Annotated in this window: 12 protein-coding genes; 7 read left to right on the top strand and 5 right to left on the bottom strand. The window is 44.3% G+C overall.

Annotated features, from left to right (window positions below):
* The first annotated feature begins 93 nt into the window (after positions 1–93).
* The 4 genes from GVN16_RS06365 (at position 94) to GVN16_RS06350 (ending at position 5,725) form a co-directional block, all read left to right on the top strand.
* Positions 94–531 carry a hypothetical protein gene (locus GVN16_RS06365; protein ID WP_166563009.1) on the top strand — a complete coding sequence of 146 codons (438 nt, stop codon included), beginning with the start codon at positions 94–96 and terminating at the stop codon, positions 529–531.
* Positions 532–561: 30 nt separating this feature from the next.
* Complete coding sequence (locus GVN16_RS06360; RefSeq protein ID WP_166563008.1) at positions 562–1,056, top strand: dihydrofolate reductase; 495 nt, start codon at positions 562–564, stop codon at positions 1,054–1,056.
* Between the two features lie 92 nt (positions 1,057–1,148).
* Positions 1,149–4,088, top strand: coding sequence for a DEAD/DEAH box helicase (locus GVN16_RS06355; RefSeq protein WP_166563007.1), 2,940 nt, complete (start codon positions 1,149–1,151; stop codon positions 4,086–4,088).
* Between the two features lie 158 nt (positions 4,089–4,246).
* Positions 4,247–5,725 (top strand): DUF4301 family protein, encoded by a 1,479-nt coding sequence (locus GVN16_RS06350; protein ID WP_166563006.1) that lies wholly within the window; start codon positions 4,247–4,249, stop codon positions 5,723–5,725.
* A gap of 13 nt (positions 5,726–5,738) precedes the next feature.
* Here the strand turns inward: GVN16_RS06350 and GVN16_RS06345 are convergent, their stop codons facing one another.
* The 4 genes from GVN16_RS06345 to hppD all read right to left on the bottom strand — a co-directional run bounded on the left by GVN16_RS06345 (position 5,739) and on the right by hppD (position 10,011).
* Positions 5,739–6,368 carry a flavin reductase family protein gene (locus GVN16_RS06345; RefSeq protein WP_166563005.1) on the bottom strand — a complete coding sequence of 210 codons (630 nt, stop codon included), beginning with the start codon at positions 6,366–6,368 and terminating at the stop codon, positions 5,739–5,741.
* Between the two features lies 1 nt (position 6,369).
* A complete protein-coding gene (gene fahA / locus GVN16_RS06340; RefSeq protein ID WP_205748795.1) occupies positions 6,370–7,599 on the bottom strand; it encodes a fumarylacetoacetase in 1,230 nt (409 codons plus the stop codon).
* Positions 7,596–8,750 (bottom strand): homogentisate 1,2-dioxygenase, encoded by a 1,155-nt coding sequence (locus GVN16_RS06335; protein WP_166563004.1) that lies wholly within the window; start codon positions 8,748–8,750, stop codon positions 7,596–7,598. Before GVN16_RS06335 ends, fahA begins: the two co-directional genes overlap by 4 nt.
* 166 nt (positions 8,751–8,916) lie before the next feature.
* On the bottom strand, positions 8,917–10,011 hold the full coding sequence (hppD, locus tag GVN16_RS06330) for a 4-hydroxyphenylpyruvate dioxygenase (RefSeq protein ID WP_166563130.1): 1,095 nt from the start codon (positions 10,009–10,011) through the stop codon (positions 8,917–8,919).
* Between the two features lie 138 nt (positions 10,012–10,149).
* On the opposite strand from hppD, the gene GVN16_RS06325 reads away from it, so the two are divergent.
* The 3 genes from GVN16_RS06325 (at position 10,150) to GVN16_RS06315 (ending at position 15,119) form a co-directional block, all read left to right on the top strand.
* Complete coding sequence (locus GVN16_RS06325; RefSeq protein ID WP_166563003.1) at positions 10,150–11,046, top strand: LysR family transcriptional regulator; 897 nt, start codon at positions 10,150–10,152, stop codon at positions 11,044–11,046.
* Between the two features lie 120 nt (positions 11,047–11,166).
* The gene (gyrB, locus tag GVN16_RS06320; RefSeq protein WP_166563002.1) at positions 11,167–13,125 is read left to right on the top strand and encodes a DNA topoisomerase (ATP-hydrolyzing) subunit B; all 1,959 of its coding nucleotides are present in this window, start codon (positions 11,167–11,169) and stop codon (positions 13,123–13,125) included.
* 296 nt (positions 13,126–13,421) lie between these two features.
* Positions 13,422–15,119: an AMP-binding protein gene (locus tag GVN16_RS06315; protein ID WP_166563001.1), complete on the top strand. Its 1,698-nt coding sequence runs from the start codon at positions 13,422–13,424 to the stop codon at positions 15,117–15,119.
* A gap of 70 nt (positions 15,120–15,189) precedes the next feature.
* On the opposite strand, the gene GVN16_RS06310 is transcribed toward GVN16_RS06315, so the two are convergent.
* A complete protein-coding gene (locus GVN16_RS06310) occupies positions 15,190–16,302 on the bottom strand; it encodes a glycosyltransferase family protein (protein WP_166563000.1) in 1,113 nt (370 codons plus the stop codon).
* Position 16,303: the final 1 nt, after the last annotated feature.

The following is a 16,303-nucleotide window of genomic DNA, read 5'->3' as shown; positions in this document are numbered from 1 at the left end:
TTGTAATGCAAGATACTATATGAAAATTTTTCTTGAATATGTATGAATGGTTGATTAGGTTTGCTAAGTGGAATAAAATTCCTTATAAATTATATGATGTTCTCAAAATACGTGGCCGTGATCACCGCAACAATGATCAAGTTTTTAGGTGGTCCTTTGACCGGACTGGCTCTTCAACTCTCCTGGTATGAAACCGCGATCTGCTCTGCTATAGGAATGATGCTGACTGTTTTTATTATTGTGTTTGCCGGGCAGCAGGTGGGGAGGCTCTCCGATAAATTCAGAAAACCGAAAGCTTCTAAGAAATTTACCAAGACCACAAGGTTTGCCGTCAAAATAAAAGGAAGCCTCGGTTTATGGGGAATTGCCATCATGACGCCTTTGTTGTTTACCCCGATCGGCGGAAGTGTGCTGGCGGTCGCTTTTAAATACCAGCCCTGGGACATTATTTTCAAGATGACGGTGAGTGCTGTTGCGTCGGGGATTGTCCAGAGCCTCTTTTTCTTTTACGTGAAAGACCTGATTTTCTGATATCGGGGTTTATAATCTTTATATAACAGGATGATTGTATCAATTTTAGTGGCGGTAGCCAAAAACGGGGTGATTGGTAAAGACAATCAACTCATCTGGAGGCTTTCTGAGGACCTGAAGAATTTTAAAAAACTGACCCTGGGGCATTCGATCATCATGGGGAGGAAAACCTTTGATTCGATCGGGAAGCCGCTGCCGGGCAGAACCAGTATAGTCATCAGCAGGAACAAAGACCTGGTAATTCCGGGCTGTGAGGTGGCCGGGTCACTGACTAAAGCCATTGAAAAAGCTGCTGAAAACGAGGGTAATGATGAAGTGTTTGTCATCGGTGGGGGAGAAATATTTAAACAGGCCCATGAGGTGGCTGATAAGATTTACCTCACTGTGATAGATGCTGAACCTGAAGGCGATGCCTTTTTTGACAGCTCTCCTTATAATAACTGGGAAGAAATTTCAAGAAAGGTTTTTAAAGCGGATGACAAAAATCAGTACGATTTTGAAATTATAGAACTGCAAAAGAATTAATCAGCCTACCTGTTTGTCATGAACTAAAATTTGAGTAACTTTAAGGTCTTTTGATTATCAGATTAAGGTTATTTATATTTTTTGCTTCATAAATGATAGTTTCGAATACAGAGCCGTTTGAGGTAATTTACAGTTTGTATGAGCATGAATTTTTAGGTTTTTTATTTGAAGCTTATGCCGTTCAACTCAATCACAAAAATCAACTCACTTTTCAGTCACAAAGTGTTTCCACTAAGAATGTTAGCGAATTTTCTTCTAAACTTGACAAAGTTGACTTTGAACTTGTCAAGCTCCTTGACAATATCCAGCAGGATGTAATCCTCAAGAAATTCAACAAAAAGAAATCAGGACCTGTAGAATTCTTCTATAAAGTATTTGACAACGAAAAAGGTGATAAAGCACTGAAGGAAGTCATTAATGGTTACCTCGAAAAATACAGGAGCGAAATTCTGAGCAGACTGAAAGGCAAAAGGCTCTTTATCATGGGTAAGGATGGTGAACCTACCTGGAAAGAAGTGGATATCGTGCGTGAGGAAGCCAAAGCCTATTTTCATTTTGAAAGAGAAGAAGACCATACCGTTTATTACCCGATCATTAAATGTGCGGGAGAAAAAGTAAAATTCCAGTTCAAAAACGCCAAGATCCTGTGCGATTTTCCGGCCTGCCTGCTGGTGGAGGATAAACTCTATTTCTTCGATAAATATGTGGATGGTAAAAAGATTAAACCTTTCCTGGCCAAGCCCAATATCATTATCCCACGGAAAATAGAAGAGACTTATTATGAGAAATTCATTGTTCCGCTGGTAGCCAACTTCAATGTTTTTGCCAAAGGCTTTGAGATCAAGAAAGAAGAGTTCAAATCTTCACCTACCTTATTATTGTCTGAACTGACCGGCAGGACCAATACTGTATTGAGCCTGTTTGATGAACAGGAAGAAGAGCCGCCGGAGTCTGATGAAGAAAGCACTGTGGCTTTGGACCTTTCCTTTAATTATAACACCTACAATTTCAGGTTTGACAGTTTTGCTGCACCCGCTTACGTTTATCTTGAAAAAAGCGAGGATAGCTGGGTTTTCCATAAAATAAAAAGAGACCTGGAAGAAGAGCGGAGGATTCTGGTCTATTTAAAAGAACTCGGACTTGATCTTAAAAGCGGCAGGGTGGCCCGCAGCCGCAATGAGATATTTTCGTGGCTTCAGAGAAATGCCATACAGTTGGAGCAGGAAGGGATCAATGTAAAGCAAAGTGAATCCAATCCTACGCAATACTTTTTGGGGTATTCTTATATTGATATCAAAATTGAAGAAAAAAACGACTGGTTTGATATCAATGCCCTTGTGAGGTTCGGTGAATTTGAGATACCTTTTATCAGGCTTCGCAACCTTATTATAGAGAACAAGAAAGAGTTTTTATTGCCCAACGGGCAGATAGCCGTTATTCCTGAAGAATGGTTTACGCGTTATTCTGAGCTTTTTGACTTTGCAGAGCTCGAAGAAGACGAAAACGTCATTCTAAAAAAACACCACCTGGCTTTGGTGCAGAACCTTGACAGCGAAGGCCACGCCAAAACGGTGATCAGCCGCAAGCTGGAAAGGCTCAGGCATTTTGAGGAAATTGAAAACCGTAAGCTGCCGGCCGGATTTGTTGGGACACTCCGCCCTTATCAGAAAGCAGGCTATGACTGGATGCACTTCCTGAAAGACTTTAAACTGGGAGGCTGTCTGGCTGATGACATGGGCCTTGGGAAAACGGTGATGACCCTGGCTTTCCTTCAGTCTATTAAAGAAGAAAAACCGGAACATCCGAGTTTACTCGTCATGCCGACGTCGTTGGTCTACAACTGGCAGCTGGAAGCCAGGAGATTTGCTCCCAAACTCAAGATACTGATCCATTTCGGAACCCTCAGGGCCAAAAACACGGATAATTTTTCTAAATATGACCTTGTTATTGTGTCCTATGGTGTGCTGAGACTGGATATTGATTTCATCAGGAATTTCAGGTTTAATTATGCCATCCTCGATGAATCCCAGGCGATAAAGAACTCTACTTCCAATATTTTTAAGGCAGTAATGGACCTGAACACCTCCAACAGGCTGATCCTGACAGGTACGCCGCTGGAGAACAGTACGCTTGACCTTTGGAGTCAGATGACATTTATTAATCCGGGTTTGCTCGGGACTTTGCAGTTTTTTAAGTCTTTTTATCAGAATCCGATCGAAAAGCAGAAAAACGAGGAGGTTCTGAAGAGGCTTTTCAGTAAAATAAAGCCTTTTATGCTCAGAAGGCACAAGTCGCAGGTGGCAACGGAACTGCCGGAGAAAATCGAGTCTGTTCACTATTGTAACATGACTGAGACCCAGGAAAAATTGTATGAAGAGACCAAGTCTTACTTCAGAAACCTGATCATGGAAGGTATAGAAAAGAAAGGCGTTAACCAGTCGCACATCCTCGTGCTGCAGGGGCTTAATAAGCTCAGGCAACTGGCCAATAACCCGCTGATGGTGGATGAAGCCTATGAAGGAGATTCCGGCAAAGACCATGACGTGATGCACAAACTGCGTGATGTAGTGGAAGAAGGATACAAAACACTCATATTCAGCCAGTACGTCAAACACCTGACTTTGATCAGGAAACAGCTGGATGAAGAAGGTATCAGTTATTGTTACCTGGACGGCAGCACACAAAACCGGCAGGATGTGGTCAATAAGTTTCAGAATGACCCTTCTGTTAAAGTCTTTCTGATTTCATTAAAGGCCGGGGGGGTCGGTCTGAACCTGACAGCCGCTGAGTATGTTTTCCTGCTCGATCCATGGTGGAACCCGGCGATTGAAGCCCAGGCAGTAGACAGGGCCCACCGGATAGGTCAGAAGAATACGGTATTTACCTATAAGTTTATTACCCGCAATTCTGTAGAAGAGAAAATCCTTGCCCTGCAGAATTCAAAAAGACAACTTTTTGACGACCTCATCACAACAGAGGAAAGCTTCATGAAGTCATTGTCCCAGAATGATATACTGTCGCTGCTGGAATAGGATAAAACCATTCAGGTAGGTGATAAAAGCGGGTTTTAATGCTCCCGTACCGGCAATTAAGCCGGGTAAGTGAATAATAATTTTAGATTCATTTGCTTTTGAGTTTTCTTTTTCGAATTTTGGTGAAGAAATAAAAAACCCGTAATAAAACCTCAGATATGTTCACAGACAAAGACCTTAGTCAGATAGAAAAAAGAGGAAGTGATGTTGAAACCGTAAAACAACAGATCGAAGACTTCAAGTCAGGCTTTCCGTTTATGCAGGTTCTTAAAGCTGCAACTGTAGGAGATGGCCTGATCAGGCTGGATGAAGCTGCCAAAGAGCAGTATATCGCTCTTTTTGACGCACAGGCTCCGAAATTAAAACTATTGAAGTTTGTACCTGCCTCAGGAGCTGCCAGCAGGATGTTTAAATCTCTTTTTTCTGCCAAAGATGAAGGCAAAACAGATAAGTCCGTTGATCAGTTTTTTGATCAACTGAGCCAGTTTGCCTTTTATAAAAGCCTTAAAAATGTCGTTGAAGGAGATGACCGCCAGTCCGTACTGGACGGTTTGCTTACTACCAAAGGCCTTGATTACGGTAACCTTCCGAAAGGCTTGCTCGAATTTCATACTTACGCTGATAAAGTCAGGACAGGGGTGGAGGAACACCTGGTAGAAGGAGCTTTGTATGCTAATAACAAAGGAAAGGTAAGGCTTCATTTCACCGTTTCGCCTGAGCACCGGAAGAAATTCAAGGCTTTGATCAAAAGTGTTTTATCTGAATATGAAACGGCTTATAATGTAAAGTTTGATATAGGTTTTTCAGAACAGAAGCCCTCTACAGACACCATTGCTGTGGATATGAACAACGAACCGTTCAGAAGTGGCGACGGAAGTATTCTGTTCAGGCCGGCAGGGCACGGAGCTCTGCTTGAAAACCTGAATGACCAGGAAGCCGACGTGACTTTCATTAAGAATATTGATAATGTCGTGCCTGATCACCTGAAAGCTGAAACTATTGCTTACAAAAAAGCCCTTGCCGGGGTATTGCTGGCTTACAGAAAACAAATATTCACTTTCGCTAAAAGGCTTGAAAAAGATGATGTGAGTGCTTATATGGTCAATAAAGCCCTGAGATTCCTGCGTCAGGAACTTTCGGTAGAGCCGCCTAAAGGATTCAGAAACTGGAGCCCTGAAGATAAACTGGCCTATGCCCGTCATAAATTCAACAGGCCTTTGAGGGTTTGCGGAATGGTTAAAAACGTTGGTGAGCCTGGTGGAGGGCCGTTTTGGGCTAAAAACCCGGATGGATCGTTTTCATTACAGGTGGTGGAATCTGCCCAGATCAACATGAAAAATGCCAAACAAAAGCAATTGTTTGAAGAAGCAACTCACTTTAACCCCGTTGACCTGATCTGTTCTACCAAAAACCATAAAAAAGAAAAGTTCGACCTCCTGAAATTCAGAGACCCGAAAACCGGGTTTATCACGGAGAAATCGCAAAGCGGTAAAACATTAAAAGCCCAGGAATTGCCGGGTCTCTGGAACGGGGCCATGTCAGACTGGAACACCCTCTTTGTGGAAGTGCCGCTGATTACCTTCAATCCGGTCAAAACCGTTAATGATTTATTGAGAAAAGAACACCAGCCAAAATAAATGAAAACCGGGGTCATCCCGGTTTTTTTATTTGAAAAAGAGATTCTGGAATCACCCTGCAGTAATAGTCCCCGCCCATTCTGGCCACGAGGTCTAAAGAAGTATTTGACAGTTTATACTGATGGTCCAGGTGTTTTTTCCGGATGTGCATATAAACCACCCTGGCGATGACCAGGTTGCCGGCTCCGCCCTCGTTGCCCAGCGGAATGACCTGCTCCACCACACATTCAAAAGAAACGGGAGATTCGGCCACATGGGGCGGTTTGATTTTTACAGACGTGGAGGCGGCAAATCCTGCAGCTTCAAATTCATTGATCGCTTTCGGAAACTCACTGCTGGCATAAGACATTCTTTCTGCCATGTCATAAGTTACCATACTGATCGACACTTCAGGTACCTCCAGGATGTTTTCAAGGGTGTGTTTGGTGGTATTGTCTCTTACCCGTCTGGATGGTGAAAATACAAGGATGGGAGGGTTGGTACTGAAAACATTGAAAAAACTGAACGGACTCAGGTTGATGTTCCCCTCAAGATCAATGGTGCTGGCAAACGCGATGGGGCGTGGAGCAACGGCCGCCTGCAAATAGGTTTGTAATTCCTGGGCCGGAATTTTGTCCGGGTCAATCTGTAAAACATCTTCCATCTTATCCCTTTGCACTTAAGACGGTATTGCTCAATTCTCCGAATCCTACACGGACACCCTCTTTTTCTGCATATCCGGTCATGCAGACTGTATCATCGTCCAAAAGAAAGCTCCTTTCCGACTGATCATTCAGTGTAAGTGGTTGCGTGCCGTTCCAGGTCAGCTCCAGCATGGAGCCGAAAGAATCTTTTTCCGGTCCGCTGATGGTACCTGAGCCCATCAGGTCACCAGTAGCCACATTACAGCCGTTAACAGTATGGTGTGCCAGTTGCTGGGCCATATTCCAGTACATATATTTAAAATTGGAACGGCAGATTTCCGTTTTTATGCCGCCCTGATCCCGGATAGAAACCTGAAGACGGATGTCGAAATTTTTATTTCCTTCATACATCAGATAAGGTAAAACCTCCGGATCCTGTACGGGCCCCCGGACACGGAAAGGCTCGAGAGCTTCCATCGTGACCACCCAGGAAGAAACAGAAGTGGCAAAATTTTTCCCCGCGAAAGGCCCCAGCGGCACATATTCCCACTGCTGGATATCCCGGGCCGACCAATCGTTCAGTAATACCATACCAAAAATATAGTCCTCCGCTTCCGCAGTAGAAACCGGACTTCCCTGTTCGCTGTCTTTCCCGATGATAAAGGCTGTTTCAAGCTCAAAATCCAGTCTCTCTGTGGCTTTGAAAACCGGTTGCTGAGCACCTTTAGGAAGCACTTGTCCTTTTGGCCTGTAAATGCCGACCTCTGTTCCCACCAATGACGAGGCCCTTCCATGATAAGCCACTGGAAGGTGTTTCCAGTTAGGTAGCAAGGCATTGGCCGGGTCTCTGAACATTCTGCCTACGTTGGTAGCATGCTCCTGGCTGCTGTAAAAGTCGGTGTAATCGCGGCTATAGACGGGAAGATGAAGCTTTACATCTTTCAGGTGATACCACAAATGAGGGTATTCTTTAAGCCGGTCTGACTGGAACAGTGACTGTATCAATGTTCTCACGCTGTTGGTTTTGGTTTTGCCGAGACCTATAAAGTTGTTCAGGTAATCGTTTCCGAAAACAGAAAGCGGGATGTCCAGGGCATTGAAAAATCCAAGCTCTGCCAATCCCTTCAGGTCAAGCACTTTGTCTCCGATGGCCGTGCCAAGCCTTTTTTGGGAATTTTCTGTGGAGAAAATCCCAAAAGGAACATTATGGATACTGAAATCAGAGTTTTTATCTATTTCAAACAACATCATAGCCAGGATTTATAGTATTTTCCGTCATCAATTTTCAGGGCATCTGTTGTCAGCATCAACGGGCTGAACGTGTCAATCATCACCGCCAGTTCATGCGTTTCTTTCTGTCCGATACTTCTTTCATAGGCTCCCGGGGCAGGACCGTGCGGTACTCCCCCCGGATGCAGGGTAATGTGCCCCTTCTCGATATTATTCCGGCTCATAAAGTCCCCGTCCACATAATAGATCATCTCGTCCGAGTCAATGTTGGAATGATTATAGGGAGCAGGAATAGATTTCGGGTGATAATCATACAGCCTCGGGCAAAACGAGCAAACCACAAACGCCGAAGTTTCGAAGGTCTGATGTACCGGTGGCGGCTGATGAATCCGGCCGGTGATGGGCTCAAAATTATGAATTGAGAAACCATAAGGAAAATTGTACCCGTCCCACCCGACTACATCAAATGGATGCGTTGGGTAAAGCACCTCATACATAACCCCCTGTTTCTTTATTTTCATCACAAAATCTCCCTTTTCATCATAAGTTTCGAGTTCTTCAGGGAGTTTGTAATCTCTTTCACAATAAGGCGATTGTTCCAGTAGCTGACCAAAATGGTTTCTGTATCTCTTTGGGGTATAAATAGGCCTGAATGACTCCGCATAAAGCAGACTGTTGGCAGCCTGGTCAAAACTGATCTGGTAAATGATGCCCCTCGGAATGACCAGGTAGTCTCCTGGTTCGAATTTTATGTTTCCAAGCTGCGTCCGTAAAGTCCCGGTGCCTTCATGAATAAAGAGCAGTTCATCCGCATCAGCATTTTTATAAAAATATTGATGAAGTGTTCCTTGCGGAGCGGCCAGGCCGATATGGATGTCCTTATTGACGAGTAAAGGAATCCTGCTCTTTATATAATCCTGCTCTGGTTGTATTTCAAAACCTTTCAGCAGCCGGGCCTTCAGGTGTCTGTGTTCGGCTATTTCAGGCTCAGCATTCTGTTGCGATAATATTTCCTTGACCATGGTGGGCCTGTGGACCTGGTATAAAAGGCTTGACATGCCATCAAATCCGATCGTGCCGAATAACTGCTCATAGTAAAGCCCGCCTGCAGGGTTCTCAAAAACCGTGTGCCGCTTGGCTGGTATTTTTCCGAGTTTATGGTAAATAGGCATGGCAGAATTTTCAATGATTGAATAAGTATTTGCAATTGCTGAATTAGTGATTCACCCTCTTTGAATCCCTGGACAATGAACATGTCTTGTTTAAGTTCTTAAGTTCTTTAACCTTTCTCCGGCCGGAAAACATTGTCGGTCATTCATAGAAATTTATCCGGATACATCACAAATTTCCCCTCAAAGCCTGCTCTCTTTCAATTGATTCGAAAAGGGCTTTGAAATTACCTTTTCCGAAAGAATGAGCCCCTTTTCTCTGGATGATTTCAAAGAATAAGGTAGGGCGATCACTGACCGGCTTGGTGAAAATCTGGAGCAGATAGCCTTCCTCGTCCCGGTCTACCAGGATGTTGAGGTTTTTGAGGCTTTCCATTTCTTCATCAATATCCCCGATCCTGGCTTTCAGGCCTTCATAGTAAGTGTCAGGAACTTCCAGAAACTCCACCCCACGCTTGCGAAGCTCGCTTACCGTGTGGATAATATCATGCGTAGCTACGGCTATATGCTGCACACCGGGGCCATTGTAATAATCCAGGTATTCTTCCACCTGCGATTTTTTCTTGCCTTTCGCCGGCTCATTGATCGGGAATTTGATATAACCATTGCCGTTCGAAACCACTTTTGACATCAGGGCGGAGTATTCCGTTGAGATGTCTTTGTCGTCAAAAGTCAGGAGTAATTTAAAGCCCATGACATTTTCATAGAACGATACCCATTCGTCCATATGTCCTAATTCTACATTGCCGACGCAGTGGTCAACGTACTGCAAACCCACATGGCCGGAAAAAGAAACACTTTCAAACGCCCTGAAATGAGGCATAAAAGCACCATGATAGTGGCTTCTTTCCACGAAAGTGTGAATGGTATCGCCGTAGGTTTTGATGGAAGAGGTTATGATATATCCGTGTTCATCTTCAGTTTTTTCAGGAGGATGAATACCCAGAGCTCCTCTGGCCACGGTTTCGTGATATGATTTTGTGGCATCATCTACCCACAAAGCCAGTGTTTTTACCCCATCGCCGTGTTTCAGGACCTGCCGGGCAATATCGGAATCAGGAAAAAGAGCTGAGGTGAGTAAAAACCTGATTTTTCCCTGTTCAATGAGGTACGAAGCTTTTTCTCTGACCCCGGTTTCCGGACCTGCATAAGCCACGATCTTAAAGCCGAACACTTTCTCGTAATAATGAGCGGATTGTTTGGCATTACCTACATACAATTCTATATAATCTGTCCCTTTCAAAGGGAGAATGTCCTTTGTGATGTTGTCATCTGTAAGAATGGCTTCCTGTATCATTTGCTTTTGAAGTTCAGTTTGTAATTGCAAAAAAGCAGGAAAAAATACCATTTGTCCAATATTAATTGCTAATATTGTAATAAGAATTTCTTATCAGAACAGATTATGGAACTCCGCCAGTTGAAGTATTTTTCAGAAGTTGCCACCACCCTTCATTTTGGTAAAGCGGCCGAAAAACTGTTTGTGTCGCAGCCCGCTCTGAGCCAGCAGATCCAGTTGCTGGAAGATGAACTGGGTCTTGAATTATTTGACCGTTATAAAAGAAAAAAGATCAGGAAAGTGGAACTGACGGAGGCCGGGAAGTTCTTTGCGGCAGAGGTGCGTAAGATACTGGATGCCACCGCCCGGGCAGCTGAACTGACCAAAAAAATAGGCCATGGAGAGCAGAGTATACGATTCGGCGTTTATAAAACTTCCCTGCGTGAAAGCATCGTGACATTGCTGAAAGTTTTCGCTGATAATTTCCCGGATGTGGAGGTGAAAATTGTTGAATTTCAGACGTTTGCGGAAGTCCAGAAAGCGATGGCCGAGGGGCTGCTCGACTTTGGGATTTCACTGCTTCCCCTTCACGACGAAAGCCTTTCGAGCAAGATACTCAAAGTAGGGCATCTGGAGATATTGCTGCCTGAGTTTCATCCGCTGGCAAACGAGCCTTACCTGACCGTCAATATGCTGAAAGATGAAAAATGGGTGGAAATATCAGATACCCTGAATCCTTACATCAGTCAGATCAATCTTCTTTTCGAACGGAACGGTCTTAAACGGCATATTGTGCAGGAATTGCCTTCCCTCGAGCTCTTGTGCAGTGTGGTGGGTATGGGTGTCGGAATTGCCTTCGTACCAACACTTTTGGACCTGTCTCATTTTGGTCAGGTGGTCTGCAGGAAGCTGGTAAATGAAGATCTCAGCCTGTTCACCGATGTCGAAATTGAGCAGGCATTAATCTATAAAGATGACCGCAACAGTCCCCTGATTAAAGCCATGATCAGTTTTGTAAACTAAAAAGAAAATATGACTGAAAAGCGAATATTTTTTTGTAATTTTACAGATTATTTAAATCGAAAAAATATTAGTTTTATCAGTCTAATAAGTAGACATTTATACAACAAAGATAGATAGCATATGTCAGAAAATCAGAGTAACTCAAAAGCAGATTATTCAGCAAATAACATTCAGGTTTTAGAAGGTTTGGAAGCCGTCAGGAAGAGACCAGCCATGTATATTGGCGATATTGGCGTAAAAGGGCTTCATCATTTGATTTGGGAGGTAGTTGATAACTCGATTGACGAAGCCATGGCAGGGTATTGCGATACCATTCACACAACCATCAATGAAGACAATTCAGTAACAGTAAGAGATAACGGCCGTGGTATTCCCACAGGCTGGCATGATAAAGAACAAAAATCGGCTCTGGAAGTGGTTATGACCGTACTTCACGCCGGTGGTAAGTTCGATAAAGATACCTACAAGGTTTCCGGCGGTTTGCACGGTGTGGGGGTTTCATGCGTTAACGCCCTTTCTACCCACCTGAGAGTGGAGGTACACAGAGACGAAAAGATTTTTGAGCAGGAATACAGCATCGGTAAGCCGCTTTATCCGACCCGTGAAATCGGTACGACAACCGACCGCGGAACCAGCGTACATTTCAAGCCGGATGACAGTATTTTCACGACTACGGAATATAAATATGAAACGGTAGCCACCCGTCTGCGAGAGCTTTCTTTCCTGAATAAGGGAATTAAGCTGACACTTACAGACCTGAGAGATCTTGATGCAGACGGCAAGCCTAAATATGATGAATTCCTTTCTATCGGTGGTTTGATCGAATTCGTTGAATATATGGATCAGAGCCGTGAGCAGCTGATCACCAAGCCGATGTATATGGAAGGTGAAAGAGACGGTGTGCCTGTAGAGGTTTCACTGACTTATAATACTTCTTATTCTGAGAACGTATCTTCGTTTGTCAATAATATCAACACGCATGAAGGTGGTACGCACGTTTCAGGGTTCAGAATGGCCCTTACCCGTACGCTTAAAACCTATGCCGAAAAATCAGGGATACTGGCGAAAGAGAAAATTGAGATCGCGGGTGACGACTTCAGGGAAGGACTTACCGCTGTTATCTCTGTTAAAGTAGCCGAGCCGCAGTTTGAAGGCCAGACCAAGTCGAAATTAGGTAACTCTGAAGTAACTTCTGCCGTGAGCGGATGTGTTCAGGAAATGCTTGAAAATTACCTGGAAGAAAATCCTAAGGATGCCCGTACGATTGTTGAGAAGGTTATATTGGCAGCTAAGGCCAGGATCGCGGCGAAAAAAGCCCGTGAAATGGTGCAGCGTAAAAATGTCCTGGTAGGTTCAGGTTTGCCGGGTAAACTGGCTGACTGTGCTGAATCCGATCCGGCTATCTGTGAGGTATACCTGGTAGAGGGTGACTCGGCAGGTGGATCTGCCAAGCAGGGAAGAGACAGGGCTTTCCAGGCTATTCTGCCGTTGAGAGGTAAAATCCTTAACGTGGAAAAAGCCCAGGAGTATAAAATTTATGAGAATGATGAGATCAAAAACATCTTTACCGCCCTGGGTGTGCAAATGGGTAAGGACGGAGATGACAGAGCTTTGAATATAGACAAACTTCGTTATCACAAAATCATCATCATGACCGATGCGGACATTGACGGCAGTCACATCCGTACCCTGATCCTGACTTTCTTCTACCGTTTCATGAAAGTGCTGGTAGAGTCGGGATATGTGTACATTGCTCAGCCACCATTGTACCTGGTTAAGAAAGGTAAAGAAGAGCAATATTGCTGGACAGAAGACCAGAGAAGAGATGCCGTGAAGAAACTTGCGGCCGGAGGTAAGGAAGACAATGTTCATGTACAGCGTTACAAAGGTCTTGGAGAGATGAACCCGGAGCAATTGTGGGATACCACCATGAAACCTCAGAACAGGATGCTGAAGCAGGTTTCTATTGATTCGGCTGCCGAGGCCGATCACCTGTTTTCTATGCTGATGGGCGATGAAGTAGCTCCGAGGAGAGAGTTCATTGAAAAGAATGCCAAATATGCTAATGTGGATGTATAATCACTGAAGATAGTCATAATAAAAAGAGCAGGCCGGAGGGTCTGCTCTTTTTTATTTTTGGCCACGTGAGATATGAAATTCCCGGCCGAAGTGCTTCCTGTGCATTAATTTATGATGATCATCATGGGAAGACCAGATAAATACTGCGAAATTTCAGGATAAAATGTTAACTTTTGAAAAAAAGAGGAATAGCGTAAAATTTTGACGTTTTTCTGCAATTTAAGCCGTTTCAAATTGTTATATTTCAATATTTCGTCTTATTTTTACGTGTAATAATACAATAAACTAAAAACTCGATGCCTGTTACAATAGAAAATCATCCCTGGTTCAAACATTATCCGGAAGGGATTCCGCATGAGATCAATGCAGACGCTTACCCGTCGCTGGTTGAAATGATTGAAGACGGATTTACCAAATTCAGTGATAATGCGGCTTACTCTAATCTTGGAAAGGAAATGACATTTGGAGAACTCGACAGGCTTTCCGTTTCTTTTGCTGCTTACCTGCAACACCTGGGCCTTGGAAAAGGCGACAAGCTGGCCATTCAGATGCCCAACTGTCTGCAATACCCTGTAGTGATGTTCGGAGCCCTCAGAGCGGGCCTTACGGTGGTTAATACCAATCCTTTGTACACTCCGAGAGAAATGAAACACCAGTTTAAGGATTCAGGAGCAAAGGCCATCGTTATTGTAGCTAATTTTGCCTATAACCTGGAGAAAGTCCTGGCTGAAACAGATATCAAACATGTGTTTATCACTTCTCTGGGTGATATGCTGAGCTTCCCGAAAAAGCAGATCGTCAATTTCGTGGTGAAGACTGTTAAAAAGATGGTACCTCCTTTTAATATTCCGGGTACTATTGACCTGAACTCTGCCCTTGCCCAAGGTAAATCATATGCCTATAAGAAACCTGAACTCAAAGGTTCGGACCTGGCATTCATACAATATACCGGAGGCACGACCGGCGTTTCCAAAGGAGCTATGCTTTCCCACCGCAATATCGTGGCTAACGTGGAAGGAAATGATGCCTGGCAGGGGATTCTTACCGATACGGTGAGTGATGAAAAAATAATCGCAGTAGCGGCTCTTCCGCTGTATCATATTTATGCCTTGACGGTCAATGCTTTATCTGCCCTGAAAACCGGGGTGATGAACCTGCTAATCACCAACCCGAGAGATATGGAGGCCTTTATCAAGGATCTGAAAAAGAACCCGCCGCATATTTTTACGGGCTTAAATACCCTTTATAACGGTTTGCTTAACCATCCTAAAATCGGAGAGGTGGATTTCAGCAAACTGGTCATTACCACCGCCGGAGGCATGGCCCTTCAGTCGGTTGTGGCTAAGAGGTGGCAGGAGCGTACAGGTGTTATGCCTACCGAAGGATATGGTCTCTCTGAGACATCTCCGGTGCTGACTTCCAATCCGCTGGTGGGTGTTAATAAGATCGGCACCATCGGGTTGCCATGGCCAAGTACAGACATCAAAATCATGAAAGATGATCAGAGCTGGGGAGGTGTAGGTGAAGTGGGTGAGATCTGTGCCCATGGCCCGCAGGTCATGTCCGGCTATTACAACAGACCTGATGAAACTGCCCTGGTGATGTATACCGATCCGGCTGACGGAAGAATTTGGTTCAAAACCGGTGACATCGGCATGATGGACGAAGATGGTTATTTCAAAATAGTAGACCGTAAAAAGGACATGATCCTTGTTTCAGGCTTCAATGTTTATCCTAATGAGATAGAAGAAGTGGTGGCACAATGTCCGGGCGTTCTTGAAGTGGCCTGTCTGGGTGTACCGGATGAAAAATCGAATGAAGTGGTGAAAGTCTTTATCGTTAAAAAAGATCCGTCACTTACTGAAGAAGCGGTAAGAGCTTATTGTAAAGATAACCTGACGGGCTATAAATGCCCCAAACATATAGAATTCAGGACCGAATTACCTAAAACGAATGTGGGTAAGATTTTGAGAAGGGCCTTGAGAGATGAATAAAACCTATGGTTAGAACCGAAGGACGGATACTGCAAGGTACCCGTCTTTTTTTTGCAGAAGGTTTCAGGTATTAAAAAGCGAATTCTTTTTCGTTCAGGTGCAGGGCGTCCATTTCTTTGAGAATCTTCAGCTCATTTCTGGAAAACCATTTGTTGAAAGTGTTTTTCTCAGGTGAAAGCCCGTCGAGGTAAGAAATAAATGTTCCGATTTCCAGTTCTTTTCTCCAGATTCCGGCTCCGGCACGTCTGGCGTCTGAGGCGTTGCAAAGCTGCTCATAGTGTTTGCGGACAGGAATCATCATCACCGGTTTTGACAACGTCATGGCTTCACACACGGATTCGAACCCGGCTGTGGTGACCAGTCCACGGCATTTGGTCATCATTTCAAGAAACTTGCGGCTGTTGATCCGGTGGAAATACAGATTGTCATTGATCTGAACAACCTCTTTCTCCTGCTTTTTGTCTGTAAAGCAATGAACCTCAGTTTCAGGGTGCCCCTCGCACCAGGTGATGACTTCGTCAGACATGCTCTGCTGGGTGAGGTAAATCAGGATAAATCCGCGGTCTTCTGTTTTTCTTTTCAGGTTTTTCAGTTCCGGTCTCAGGAGTGGGGTAACCGTCACAATATTCTGTTCTTCATCATCAGGAAAGGCAGAGAATGACAAAGCCAGTTTTTTATAGGCACCGAGGCAGGTTAAACGGGTATTGGTGTTGACCAGGAACCTGTCAACAAAAAGCGAGTCCGGATGAATGAAATGCTTGTTGAGTAAAAGGTATTGATGCCCTACGCCATAGAAGCGGGCATTGGGACGATAGAGCCAGTTGTAAATCCCCCCCAGCACATCATAGAAATTGATGATGGCATCCGGTTTTACTTCTTCGATTTTTCTGTTAATGGTCCTGAGACTTTGTAAATAAGAGAAGAAATTAGGTACGGTATTCAGGATGGTTTTTGAAACACTCAGGGCTTTTGACTTTTTTGAATAGATCAGTGCCGGGCTTTTGAACATGGCTACGGGAGCATGAAAATTTTCGGCGATCATTGAGGGCACCGAACGCCCGTCTTTTGATCCGATCAGGGCCAGGCAAACCTCATGGCCATAGCGTTTGAGTAAATCGAGCATGGCCATGGCCTGGGTCTGGTGTCCTCTGCCTTCGCCTTGAATAATGAATACAAATTTCATA

It is taken from the genome of Emticicia sp. CRIBPO (assembly GCF_009905725.1).
Lineage (GTDB): Bacteria > Bacteroidota > Bacteroidia > Cytophagales > Spirosomataceae > Leadbetterella.
The sequence above is the reverse complement of the archived record's forward strand: the minus strand, read 5'-3'. Positions and strand labels throughout refer to the sequence as shown.

Excerpts from the sequence above, each read along its gene's own strand:
- GVN16_RS06365 (WP_166563009.1), top strand. The coding sequence starts at position 94 with ATGATGTTCTCAAAATACGTGGCCGTGATCACCGCAACAATGATCAAG.
- GVN16_RS06360 (WP_166563008.1), top strand. The coding sequence starts at position 562 with ATGATTGTATCAATTTTAGTGGCGGTAGCCAAAAACGGGGTGATTGGT.
- GVN16_RS06355 (WP_166563007.1), top strand. The coding sequence starts at position 1,149 with ATGATAGTTTCGAATACAGAGCCGTTTGAGGTAATTTACAGTTTGTAT.
- GVN16_RS06350 (WP_166563006.1), top strand. The coding sequence starts at position 4,247 with ATGTTCACAGACAAAGACCTTAGTCAGATAGAAAAAAGAGGAAGTGAT.
- GVN16_RS06345 (WP_166563005.1), bottom strand. The coding sequence starts at position 6,368 with ATGGAAGATGTTTTACAGATTGACCCGGACAAAATTCCGGCCCAGGAA.
- fahA (WP_205748795.1), bottom strand. The coding sequence starts at position 7,599 with ATGATGTTGTTTGAAATAGATAAAAACTCTGATTTCAGTATCCATAAT.
- GVN16_RS06335 (WP_166563004.1), bottom strand. The coding sequence starts at position 8,750 with ATGCCTATTTACCATAAACTCGGAAAAATACCAGCCAAGCGGCACACG.
- GVN16_RS06325 (WP_166563003.1), top strand. The coding sequence starts at position 10,150 with ATGGAACTCCGCCAGTTGAAGTATTTTTCAGAAGTTGCCACCACCCTT.
- gyrB (WP_166563002.1), top strand. The coding sequence starts at position 11,167 with ATGTCAGAAAATCAGAGTAACTCAAAAGCAGATTATTCAGCAAATAAC.
- GVN16_RS06315 (WP_166563001.1), top strand. The coding sequence starts at position 13,422 with ATGCCTGTTACAATAGAAAATCATCCCTGGTTCAAACATTATCCGGAA.
- GVN16_RS06310 (WP_166563000.1), bottom strand. The coding sequence starts at position 16,302 with ATGAAATTTGTATTCATTATTCAAGGCGAAGGCAGAGGACACCAGACC.